General features: G+C 36.0%; 8 protein-coding genes. 6 read left to right on the top strand and 2 right to left on the bottom strand.

The window, feature by feature from the left end:
- Positions 1–44: 44 nt before the first annotated feature.
- The 4 genes from EKM05_RS12025 (at position 45) to EKM05_RS12010 (ending at position 6,383) form a co-directional block, all read left to right on the top strand.
- Positions 45–2,192: a TonB-dependent siderophore receptor gene (locus EKM05_RS12025; RefSeq protein WP_126555594.1), complete on the top strand. Its 2,148-nt coding sequence runs from the start codon at positions 45–47 to the stop codon at positions 2,190–2,192.
- Between the two features lie 63 nt (positions 2,193–2,255).
- A complete protein-coding gene (locus EKM05_RS12020; RefSeq protein WP_126555591.1) occupies positions 2,256–3,383 on the top strand; it encodes a PepSY domain-containing protein in 1,128 nt (375 codons plus the stop codon).
- A gap of 184 nt (positions 3,384–3,567) precedes the next feature.
- Positions 3,568–5,775: a TonB-dependent siderophore receptor gene (locus EKM05_RS12015; RefSeq protein ID WP_126461011.1), complete on the top strand. Its 2,208-nt coding sequence runs from the start codon at positions 3,568–3,570 to the stop codon at positions 5,773–5,775.
- Positions 5,776–5,834: 59 nt separating this feature from the next.
- On the top strand, positions 5,835–6,383 hold the full coding sequence (locus tag EKM05_RS12010; protein WP_126555588.1) for a PepSY-associated TM helix domain-containing protein: 549 nt from the start codon (positions 5,835–5,837) through the stop codon (positions 6,381–6,383).
- A gap of 91 nt (positions 6,384–6,474) precedes the next feature.
- On the opposite strand, the gene EKM05_RS12005 is transcribed toward EKM05_RS12010, so the two are convergent.
- On the bottom strand, positions 6,475–9,168 hold the full coding sequence (locus tag EKM05_RS12005) for a valine--tRNA ligase (RefSeq protein WP_126555668.1): 2,694 nt from the start codon (positions 9,166–9,168) through the stop codon (positions 6,475–6,477).
- A gap of 217 nt (positions 9,169–9,385) precedes the next feature.
- Here EKM05_RS12005 and EKM05_RS12000 point away from each other — a divergent pair, with 217 nt between their 5' ends.
- Positions 9,386–9,772 (top strand): DUF1573 domain-containing protein, encoded by a 387-nt coding sequence (locus EKM05_RS12000; RefSeq protein WP_126461017.1) that lies wholly within the window; start codon positions 9,386–9,388, stop codon positions 9,770–9,772.
- Between the two features lie 198 nt (positions 9,773–9,970).
- Here EKM05_RS12000 and EKM05_RS11995 read toward each other — a convergent pair whose 3' ends face one another.
- A complete protein-coding gene (locus EKM05_RS11995; RefSeq protein ID WP_126555585.1) occupies positions 9,971–11,299 on the bottom strand; it encodes a PDZ domain-containing protein in 1,329 nt (442 codons plus the stop codon).
- A 127-nt stretch (positions 11,300–11,426) separates the two neighbouring features.
- Between EKM05_RS11995 and EKM05_RS11990 the strand changes: the two genes are divergently transcribed.
- On the top strand, positions 11,427–12,632 hold the full coding sequence (locus EKM05_RS11990) for a pyridoxal phosphate-dependent aminotransferase (RefSeq protein ID WP_126461023.1): 1,206 nt from the start codon (positions 11,427–11,429) through the stop codon (positions 12,630–12,632).
- Positions 12,633–12,729 lie beyond the last annotated feature (97 nt).

Raw genomic sequence — 12,729 nt, 5'->3', positions numbered from 1 at the left:
AAGCACTCTTATATTTGCAACTTATTTTTAATTAATCTAAATAAATGAAAAAGATACCTGCCTTTTACCTGTTCGTTTTGCTTTTTGGAATAACGGTTACTGCTCAAGAAAAGAAAGAGCAAGAAAAAGATACCTTAAAAACATTGAAAGAAGTGATTATAAACACCAACAAATACAGGTATAAAAGAGAAAAAAGTACCACAGTCTCTAAAATGCCTTTGAATAATATTGAAAATCCACAGGTGTACAACACCGTTACCAGCGAGTTAATGAAAGAACAAGTGGTTACTAACTTTAGTGATGCGCTAAAAAATGCAACTGGAATCACGCGTCTTTGGGAATCAACCGGGCGTGGCGGCGATGGTGCTGAATATTTTTCCATGAGAGGTTTTTCAGTTCAGCCAACAATGATCAACGGGCTTCCCGGAATCAACAATGGAAGTATTGATCCGGCCAACGTGGACAATATTGAAGTGATCAAAGGACCTTCAGGAACATTATTTGGTAGTAGTTTGATTTCATACGGAGGTTTAATAAATATTGTAACTAAAAAACCTTATTCAAGATTTGGTGGAGAAATCAGTTATAATGCCGGATCGTATGGTATGGATCGCCTTACTGCAGATGTAAATATCCCGCTAAACACGGATGTTTCCGTACGAATCAATACAGCCTACCAAAAAGAAAATTCGTTTCAGGATGCCGGTTTTGGCAAATCCTTTTTCTTTGCGCCTTCCTTGAGTTATAAAGTTAGTGATAAACTTTCGTTCTTGATCAATACTGAATTTACAAACCGAAATTCATCAAATGCCCCGATGCTTTTCTTGAACAGAAATTCCGCTCTATCATTTGATTCGATGGAATTATTCGAAAAAAACTATAATAAATCATTCACTTCAAACGAGCTGTCCATCAGCAATCCTACTTATAATTTACAGGCTCAAATGTTTTATAAAATATCGGATCAGTGGACTTCACAAACGGTATTATCCAGAAGCAACAGTAAAACAAATGGGTATTATTCCTATTTATTTGATGCATCAAACGGAAATGATTTTACACGATTCATTTCTAAAAGAAACGGAGAAACTTTAGCAACGGATATTCAACAAAATTTTATTGGAGACTTTAAAATTGGAAACTTAAGAAACCGATTGGTTGCTGGTGTCGATTATTATAAATCAAATATTATAAACGGGAGTACCGGCTGGGTTGGAAACGGAATTGTCTCCTTAATCGATGGATCAGATACCGGAGATTTGACCCAAGCGGGAGTTGATAATCTTTTAGTAGATTCGTTTGACGGAAATTCAAATGCTGAAGTTGAGGTTATTAGTGCGTACGCCTCTGATGTGTTGAATGTTACCGATAAATTATCTGCAATGATCAGTTTGCGCGTCGATTATTTCAAATCGAAAACAGCGACCGAAGAAAACAGCCAAGCAGCCGTTTCTCCAAAATTCGGTCTGGTTTATATGTTGATTAAAGATAAAGTTTCGGTTTTTTCAAATTATATGAATGGCTTTGTAAATGTAACGCCACGAGAAGTTTCTGAAGTGGATGGTTCTAATCCAAGAATGGAATCTTTTGATCCGGAGCAAGCTAATCAATATGAATTTGGATTAAAAACGAACTTATACAAAGACATCATTTCGGCATCGATTAGCTACTACAACATTGATGTAAAAAACCGATTAATGACGGATCCAAACAATATTAACAACGCAATTCAGGGCGGTGAAGTCAACAGTAAAGGAGTTGAAATCAGTTTTACGGCAAACCCAATGAAAGGATTTAATGTGATTGCTGGATTCAGTAATAACAAAAGTGAAGTTACAAAAGACAATCCCGGTGATGGATATTTAGGATTAAGACCTGAAGAAGCCGGACCAGAAACGCTAGTAAATTTTTGGGCAAATTACACGTTGACTTCCGGGAAATTAAAAGGATTCGGTCTTGGATTTGGCGGAAACCTTGCCAGTGAATATAAAACGTTGAACAGAGCGAATATCGGAACGTTTGTCTTACCAAGTTATACCATATTAAATTCGGCTTTGTCGTATTCGAATGATAAATTCAATTTAGCTTTAAAATTAAATAATATATTAAACGAAAAATATTATTCAGGCTGGTCTACTGTAACTCCACAGCGATTAAGAAGTGTAACTGCCGGTTTGACGTATAAATTTTAAGATTCCTAATTCGTTTTGTCTAACTAAACTCCTCTTTCCCTGGAGGAGTTTAATCCATTTATAATGAAAAATAACACCTTAAAAAAAGCAATCCTAAAAATCCATCTTTGGCTTGGCTTATCCTCAGGCATACTTGTTTTCATAATTGCCATCACGGGAAGTTTGTATGCCTTTCAGGAAGAAATACAAGATTACACCGATGAGTACAGGTTTGTTATAAAACAGGAAAAACCATTTCTATTACCTACGCAATTGGAAGAAATTGCCCGAAAAGAAATTCCAAACAAAGTGTTACATGCCATAAAATACAATGGTTCTGTCAAATCAGTGGAAGCTATATTTTTCCATTACGAACCTTCCTATCATTATATTGTGTACCTCAATCCGTATACAGGTGAAGTCCTTGAAAAAACCAATATGGAAGATGGGTTTTTTAACTTTATTCTTGACGGTCATTTTTATCTTTGGCTGCCTCATGAAATCGGACAAACCGTTACGGCATCGGCAACTTTAGTGTTTTTGATTCTGCTGATTACGGGAATGATTCTTTGGTATCCAAAAAATAAAAATGCTGCCAAACAACGTTTTTGGTTTAAATGGAAAAAAGGATTAAAATGGAAACGCAAAAACTATGACTTGCATAATATTACTGGCTTATACGTGCTTATAATTGCCCTTATTTTTGCAATTACGGGTTTAGTCTGGGGTTTCCAATGGTTTGGTTATTCTTATTATACGGTTCTTGGTGGAGAAAAATCATTGGTTTATGAAGATCCAATTTCGACTATAAAAACAAAAAAAGTAGATAAACCGCTGGATCAAATTTGGACTTTGATGCAAAAAGAATATCCAAAAGCAAAATCTATAGAAGTGCATCCACCGGAAAGTGCCAATTCTTCTATTGCTGCAAATGCAAATCCTGAGGAAGGCACCTATTGGAAAATAGACTATCGTTATTTTGACCAATACAACCTAGAAGAACAAAAAGTAGATCACCTTTACGGAAGGTATAAAGAAGCTAAAATTGCCGACAAACTGCTGCTCTTGAATTACGACATTCATACGGGTGCCGTTTTTGGAATAGCCGGAAAAATATTTGCCTTTTTAATCAGTTTACTTATTGCGAGTCTTCCTATAACCGGATGCTATATTTGGTGGGGAAGAAACCGAAAATCAAATGTTAAAATTTAACGTTTCACGCTAAAATTAAAAATCCTTGTCTAAAAGCAAGGATTTTTTTTATTTAAAAAACTGTATTACAATACATTAAAAAACATTTAAATTATTATCCATATTTAATCTAAATAAGTTTTGTTAAATCAAATTCAGATTCTATATTTGCATCGTTATTTTTAATCATTCCAAATAAACAACCATGAGAAACATTTTAATACCCGTTTTAGTTTTGTTATTCAGCATAAGTGGCTTTGCACAAGAAACAGCACAAGCAATTGAAAATACCGCAGACACGGAAACATTTGATAGCGTTTTAGACACCATAAAAAACAAAAAAGGAGAAATTCTTAAAGAAGTAATTGTAACTCCAAATCAGCATAAAAAACCACTATCAGCAGTACGATCCGGTTTGGAACCAATGGATATTCCCCAAAGCATACAAGTGATAGGAAATGAAATCATCGAACAGCAACAGGCAATCAGATTAAGTGATGTCATCAAAAACGTAAATGGAGTCTATGTGGGTTCCGCTCGTGGCAGTGCACAGGAATCCTTCTTTTCAAGAGGGTATGACATGTCTGCCAACAATATGTTTAAAAATGGATTCCGTTTTAACAGTGGTTCAATCCCGGAAGTTTCTTCATTAGAGAAAGTAGAAGTCCTAAAAGGAAGTGCCGCTTTATTGTTTGGAAATGTAGCACCCGGAGGAATATTGAATATGGTGACCAAAATCCCTTCCTTTAAAAAAGGAGGAGAAATTGCGATGCAAATGGGCAGCTATTCTTTTTACAAACCTTCCATCGATATTTACGGTCCCTTAAATGATAATATTGCCTATCGATTCACCGGCTCTTATGAAAACTCTGAAAGCTTCAGAGATAATGTGACCAAAGAACGGTATTACATCAATCCTTCTTTCCTTTTTACAGTGAGTGCCAAGACTGAAATCATAGTACAAGGAGATTATCTGCACGATGACTGGACTCCGGATTTTGGTACTGGAATCATCGGAAAAGAAATTGTTGAACTTCCTCGAAATACTTATTTAGGGGCAAATTGGTCTAATGGACAAACAAAACAAGCCACCGTATCTACCTTAGTAAAACATGATTTTAACAGCAATTGGAAATTAAACTTCAATACCTCTTTTCAAAACTACGACCGAACTTCAAAAGGAACGGAACGCATTCAACCGGCAACAAACGGTGACTGGAAAAGACCCTTAGGACAAAACAAAAATCTGGAACAAATCATTGGAGAACAATTCAGCATACAAGGTAACTTTAAAACTGGAAAGGTAAAACACCAACTATTCACGGGAGTTGATATGGAAAATGCATTTACACAAGCCTATGCTTTTGCATTCAGCCCTACAACCTATGGCAGTGGAAACATTTTTGATTTTGAAAATTTCAATCAAGGCGGTGCCATACCGGATGCAACTACAACCAGAATCGTAAAAACAGACACCAACCGTTTTGGGATATACGCCCAAGATTTAATTTCACTAACCGATAAATTTAAAGTTTTAGCAGGAATTAGGTGGTCTTGGCAAGAAGCTCAAGTAGCGACAACGGATGTCCTTAAAACCACAGTTACCGAAGCTCCAAAACGCAAAGATGTTGCTTTCACCCCAAAACTAGGACTTGTATTTCAACCTACAAAAAACATGTCCCTTTTTGCAAGTTACTCCAATTCATTTACACCAAACACCGGAACTACAGTAGATTTAAAAGCCATTGAACCGTCTATCATAGACCAGTATGAAGTTGGAATCAAAAAGGATTTCTGGAGAGGAATACTAAGCACAAACGTAACGGTGTACCAAATTACCAATAGCAACTTAGCACAAACTGCTGAATTCAAAGCCGATGGTTCCAGCAATATCGATACATCGATAAAAATTTTAAGCGGAGAAACCACCAGTAAAGGGGTCGAATTTGACATTATTGCAAAACCCATAGAAGGCTTAAATATCATAGCCGGTTACAGTTATAATGACATGCGCTATACTAAAACATCCGGTATAAAAGGAAGCTTTATAGAAGGAGATCGTTTGGCCAGAACTCCGGCTAATACAGCTAATCTAAGCTTTTTTTATACGCTGCCTTCCGGAATATTAAAAGGAGTATCTGTTGGAGCTTTAGGGAATTATATTGGAAAAAGAGTAGGCGGATGGAATAATCAAATTGACCAATCCTTGCCTAACGGGATTTATGACCGAGAAATTCCAATAAAAGGATACACCACAATTGATGTTTCAGTAGGATACAACTGGGAGAAATTCTCTCTATTATGCAGATTGTCAAATATTACAAATGTTTTGAATTATACCGTACATGAAAATTACAGTGTAAACCCAACAGCACCTCGTCAAGTGATGACCAGCTTAAAATATAAATTCTAATTAAACCTTTTGCCAAATAAAAAGTCTGATTAATAATTCAAAACCTAAAATTCAAACCCATGATGAAAATAAAAGCAAGAAATTTACACCGTGATTTAGGGTATTTCTATATCGGATTAATTGTTTCTTTTGCCCTCTCAGGACTTATGATGAACCACAGAGAATACTGGCATCCGGAAAAATACACTACCGAAACCAAGGCTATCCAAGTAAAAGTTTTTGCTGAAAATGAAATTAACGAAAAATTTGCTGAAGATTTAGGCAAACAATTGGGCATCGATGATAAAATGAGACGTCAAATGGTAAAAAAAGGAACCTTTAAAATTTCTTTTGAAAAGCACGATGTCGAAATTGACCTGAAAACTGGAAAAGGTGAGATTGTTTCCTTCTCTAAAACGCCAATTATCAGCCAAACGATGAAATTGCATAAAAACACCTCTAATTTTTGGATTTATTATTCTGATATTTTTGCGATCAGCTTAATCATTATTGCCTTAACAGGAACGGTTATGATTAAAGCCGGAAAATTCAGTTGGAAAAACAGGGGTTGGAAACTGGCCGTTGCCGGAATTATATTTCCGTTATTATTTTTGTTTTTATTTGGCTAAATTTCTACTTCAATCCTGCTAAACTAAGTTGACATAAAAAAGAACCCGACCCATATTGAAAATGGGTCGGGTTTATATATTTTGACTAAGTCTATTTCAATCCAGCCAAACTGTGCTCGATAGTTTCCATTTTTGCCAGAGCATCTGCTTCTTTTTGTCTTTCGTTGGCTAAAACTTTCTCCGGTGCACCAGCCACAAATTTCTCGTTGGCTAGTTTATTTTGTACTGATTTCAAGAAACCTTGCGTATAGACTAACTCCGCCGTCAGTTTAGCAATTTCAGCTTGCACGTCAATATTTCCGGTGATTGGGATGAAATATTCATTCGATTTGACACGGAAAGACAAGGCGCCATCCACTTTATCCAAAACATATTCTAAGGAAGTCAAGTTTCCTAATTTAGTCACCACCGAATCAAAATAAGCCGAAGTATTGTCATTATTGACAATTTTAAATTCAATCGCATCTTTAAACGGAATATTCTTGTCTTTACGGATCGTACGAATTCCGGAAATAACCTCCATTGTGTTTTCAAAATCAGCAATTAAACGGGAATCAAACGGTTTTATTTCTGGCCAAGTCGAAACGATTAATGCTTCATCTGTAGTTCTTTCGGCAAGAATTTGCCAAATTTCCTCTGTCAGGAACGGCATAAACGGATGCAATAATTTTAAATTATTTTCAAGCATTGCTATGGCTTTCGCCAAAGTAACGCTGTCGATTGGCTGTTGGTACGCCGGTTTTATCATTTCCAGAAACCAAGAGCAGAAATCATCCCAAACCAGTTTGTAAATTCCCATTAAAGCTTCGGAAATTCTGTATTTTTCGAAATTATCTTCGATTTCTAGAAGTGTTTGTTGCAACTTGGCTTCATACCACTCGATTGCTACTTTTGAAGATTCCGGTTGTGGAATCGTTTCCGAAACTTCCCAACCTTTGATCAATTTAAAGGCATTCCAAATTTTATTGGTGAATGCTTTTCCTTGGTTGCACAATTCTTCGTCAAACATAATGTCATTTCCGGCAGAAGCGCTCAAAAGCAATCCAACCCGAACACCATCAGCACCAAATTTCTCAATTAAGTCTAAAGGATCCGGGGAATTCCCTAATGATTTAGACATTTTACGTCTTTGTTTGTCACGAACTAAACCAGTCAAATAAACATTGGTAAACGGTTTTTTATCGGTATATTCATAACCCGCAATAATCATTCTCGCTACCCAGAAAAACAAAATATCCGGGCCCGTAACTAAATCATTGGTTGGATAATAGTATTTAAAGTCTTCACTTTCTGGATTCATTATACCTCCAAAAACGGACATTGGCCATAGCCAAGACGAGAACCAAGTGTCAAGAGCGTCAACATCTTGCTTTAAATCTTTTGTTTCAAGTTTAAGGTTTAAAGTTTTCTCTCTCGCTAACTTTAGAGCGTTTTCAATATTTTCAGCGACCACGAAATCCTCTTTTCCGTCGCCATAGAAATAGGCCGGAATTTGTTGTCCCCACCACAATTGACGAGAAATATTCCAATCGCGAATGTTGTTTAGCCAATGGGCGTACGTATTGTTAAAACGTGCTGGATGCAATTTAATTTCGCCATCAACCAATACGGATTGAATTGCCGGTTTTACCAAATCTTCCATTTTCAAGAACCATTGGTCTGATAAACGAGGCTCGATAACTGCTTTGGTTCTTTCCGAAGTACCTACTTTATTTAAGTGTGTTTCTGTTTTTGCTAAAGCACCTATAGTCCCTAGTTCTTTTGCAATTTCTTCACGAACCACAAAACGATCTTTCCCTTGGTAATGCAAACCAAAACTATTCATCGTTGCATCTTCGTTGAAAATATCAATAATCTCCAAATTATGCTTTTCTCCCAATGCCTTGTCATTCATGTCGTGAGCTGGGGTCACTTTCAAACAACCAGTACCAAATTCGATATCAACATAATCGTCTTCGATAATCGGAATCACTCTTCCGCAAATAGGGACAATCGCCTTCTTCCCTTTTAAATGAGCAAAACGTTCGTCATTTGGATTAATACAAATGGCACTATCTCCAAAAATAGTTTCCGGACGCGTGGTTGCTATTGTCAGAAATTCCTCCCCCAAACCCTCCGAAGGAGGGGAGTTAAAAGTTTCAGCTCCCTCTCCTTCGGAGAGGGCTGGGGTGAGGATTTTATACTGTATATAATATAATTTTCCCTGTTGTTCTTCAAAAATCACTTCTTCATCAGACAAAGTCGTTTTGGCTTCCGGATCCCAGTTCACCATTCGGTATCCTCGATAAATCAAACCTTTGTTGTATAAATCTACAAAAGAACGAATCACTGAGGCTGACATATCAGGATCCATGGTAAATTTTGTTCGATCCCAATCACATGAACAGCCCAATTGTTTGAGTTGTTCCAGAATTACACCGCCATATTTATCCGTCCATTCCCAGGCATGCGCCAAAAATTCTTCACGTGTTAAATCATTTTTATGGATTCCTTCAGCTTTTAATTTGGCTACCACCTTAGCTTCTGTAGCTATTGAGGCATGATCCGTTCCCGGAACCCAGCACGCATTGAACCCTTTAAGACGCGCTCTTCTTATTAATACATCTTGAATAGTATTGTTCAACATGTGTCCCATGTGTAAAACTCCAGTCACATTAGGCGGTGGAATTACGATAGTATATGGTGTTCTATGATCCGGCTCTGAGTGAAAATAATTATTTTTCATCCAGTAGTCATACCACTTATTCTCAATAGTTTTAGCGTCAAATTGTGCAGGAATAATCATTTTATTGTGGGTCATTTAATCGTTAAATTCAATTGTTTGTTGGTTCCGTTAAACCAATAACCAGATCAACAAATACCCTTGTAGACTTTGGTCTGATATTTGTAATTCTGATAGGGCACAAAAGTAAATAATTAAGTAGACTATAAAAAGGGAAATAAAAATTTGTGCGTTAATTAAAACAAAGTATATTTACTTTAATGAATTTAAAAAAATGAAAATGAAAAAAATACTAATTTTATTTGCATTCACATTAATTAGCACCGTAGGATTTGCTCAAAATGGCCCTAAAATTGAATTTGCTGCAAAAGACAATACAATCGATTATGGGAGGGTTACCAAAAATGATAATGGAACCCGTAATTTTATTTTTACGAACACTGGAAATGCGCCATTACTTATTACAAATGTACTTTCTACTTGTGGGTGCACCATTCCAACAAAACCAACCGAGCCAATTATGCCGGGAAAAACAGGAAAAATATCCATAAAATACAATATGGCTCCCGGACCAATTAGAAAAACAATAACTGTTGAATCGAATGCCGTGAATTACGATTCCGGGAGAGTCGCTTTAAAAATAAAAGGGGAAGTGGTTGCAAATTAAATCACGCAATTGTGATTTATTTAAAACAAGGAGATACCCTGTTTTCTCAGACTTTCGCGTTAAGGAGCCAATGGACAAAAACACTATTCCTCTAAATCCAATGTGTCCTATTTGATTTTTACCCGACCTACTTGATGGATTTAAATTCCATGTGTACACATCAATACGCTTCCTGAAACCCTCTGGAGGCGTTTTTTGTTAGAGAAAATCCTGTAACTGAAATCTAAATTTCAGAATCTGACTGTTTCTTTCCACTTCCAATGTTATCCATTTTTCCTCCTCAGATCTAAAGAGAGAATTAACTTTTTGCAACGAATATCTATAAGCAGGAGCGTTATTGATTAAAATAATAATATCGCCTTTTTGTACTCCTGAATTTGCTGCTGGCGAATTATTTCTAACATTTGCGATCTCATAAATAGGCTTTAATTGGAATTTATACTTAAAGTCATTGAGTACTTTAGTTTCGCCTGACTCATTATATTTTGGTAACAAAGGGACGGTTTCCATCCGAACAGTTTCCTGAACCCACTGTAATCCGTTGTGCTGGATCTCTACTCCGCTTTTATTGTATGCAAAAGGATCGTTGTAAAGACTATTTTTTTTTACATACATTTCTTTTTTAGGGTAATTAAAAATAACGGTAAATCTTTTCATAATCTCTCCTCCTACTGATCCCATCCGATCAGGAACCATAGTAACATTCCTAATTGAAGTAGAGTCCGGGAAAGCTACTATTGGATTATTAAATACAAACTGATTCATTGCGAATTTTTGAATTCTGGCTCTTTTTCCTTCAACATCACCACTAAATCCTCTGCCCAAAAAATCAGCAAAATTTTTCGGGGGAACTTTAAGAAATTCGGAGCGATCCTGAAACAACCATATTGCATCACTATTTCCTATATCAATCAGCAACTTGACCACCAGTTCCTTATTATTCAACAACACCGTACCTTTTAAATACGGCTTTGATTTCTCGATAGCGATAGGAATAGTTTTGAACTTTCTAACTATTTTTTTTTTATTTTTAGCGGTATCGCTATAGACTATAACTCTCTTTTTAGAGTAATTAATTTCAACCAGATTATTTCTAAAAAACTGAAATCCTATAATTCCGTTTACAGGAATCCCAATATGAGAGGATAAATTAAAATCCTGATTCAAAACAATATAAACCATATGATCCGCATACAACATGCTGCCGAATTGCAATATATTATTGGTCGATTTCAATCCCTCGACCGCCTCTTGACTGCCTAATCCTCTTAATAGTACTTTTTCCGCGTTAAAAAAACGAACTTCTTTTTTTTCTTCCAAACTAAATAATATGGTCTCTTCTACACCGGAATCCAATAAAAAATTCAATTCTACTCCATTCACTTTTATAGGCAGAAGCACTAAATTATTGATCAACTTGAAAGGCACACTAATTTTGTCTCCGTTTTTTTTAAACTGAAATCCTTGCTGCGCTAAAATACAGGGTATTGAGAAGATTAAAAAAAATAAATTTAGCGTTCTTTTCATTGTGCTAGCTTTCTATAAAAATACTAAAAATATAAAACAAAACCGTATTTTATATGATATATCCGGGCATAAATTGTGATAAATTCGAAAAAAAAATCGCAAATTTGCAATTCAATAATTTAAGACTATGCCAACAATATCAAATAAAGGCAAACAAATGCCTGAATCACCAATACGAAAATTGGTTCCCTACTCTGAAATAGCGAAAAATAAAGGCCATAAAGTATACCATTTAAACATTGGCCAACCCGATATCAGAACTCCTGAAGTTGCTATGAATGCGGTTAAAAATATAGATTTAACTATTTTAGAATACAGCCATTCCGCCGGGAATGAAAGCTATAGAAAAAAATTAGCTGCCTATTATACAAATCAAGGAATTCCTGTACATATTGAAGATATTATAATCTCCACCGGAGGATCTGAAGCCTTGATGTTTGCTATAGGCAGCACGATGGATCATGGTGATGAGATCATTATTCCAGAACCATTTTATGCAAATTATAATGGATTTTCAACCGCATCAGGAGTTTCTGTAGTTCCAGTAATCTCGAGTATTGAAACCGGCTTTGCATTACCGGCCGTAGCTGATTTTGAAAAGCTGATTACGCCAAAAACAAAAGCGATCCTGATTTGTAATCCAGGAAATCCAACGGGTTATTTATATTCAAAAGAAGAAATCATGCAACTGGCTGCCTTAGTCAAAAAACATGATTTATTTCTAATTTCTGATGAAGTATATCGTGAATTTACTTATGATGGTGATGTCCATTATTCAGTAATGAATGTTCCCGGGCTTGAAGAACATGCAATCATGATTGATTCTGTTTCAAAAAGATACAGCATGTGCGGTGCCAGAATAGGATGCATTGTTTCTAAAAACAAGGAACTGATGGCTACTGCAATGAAATTTGCACAAGCAAGATTAAGTCCACCAACGATTGAACAGATTGCAAGCGAAGCTGCTCTTGACACTCCACAAAGTTATTTTGACGAAGTAATTTCAGAATATAGAGAACGCAGAGACACTTTGATTGAAGAATTAAATAAAATAGATGGCGTTATTGTAAGCAAACCAAAAGGGGCTTTTTATTGTATTGCGCAACTACCAGTTGCTAATGCCGATGCTTTTGCGCAATGGCTATTAGAAAGTTATGACCTAAATGGAGAAACAGTAATGGTAGCGCCAGCAGCCGGTTTTTACTCTACTACGGGAATGGGATTAAATCAGGTTCGAATTGCTTATGTTTTAAAGAAAGAAGATTTAATTAGCGCAGTACGAATCCTGAAAGCAGCGATTCCTGTTTATAATGCGACACTAACGAAAGTATAATCAAACACATTTTGGTAGACATCCCCTTTAGGGAACCGGAACTATTTTATAAAAGGCAGTAACGAGTTCGTTATTGCCTTTTCTTTTTAGATCCAAA

The organism is Flavobacterium sp. GSP27 (assembly GCF_003970395.1).
Lineage (GTDB): Bacteria > Bacteroidota > Bacteroidia > Flavobacteriales > Flavobacteriaceae > Flavobacterium.
The sequence above is the reverse complement of the archived record's forward strand: the minus strand, read 5'-3'. Positions and strand labels throughout refer to the sequence as shown.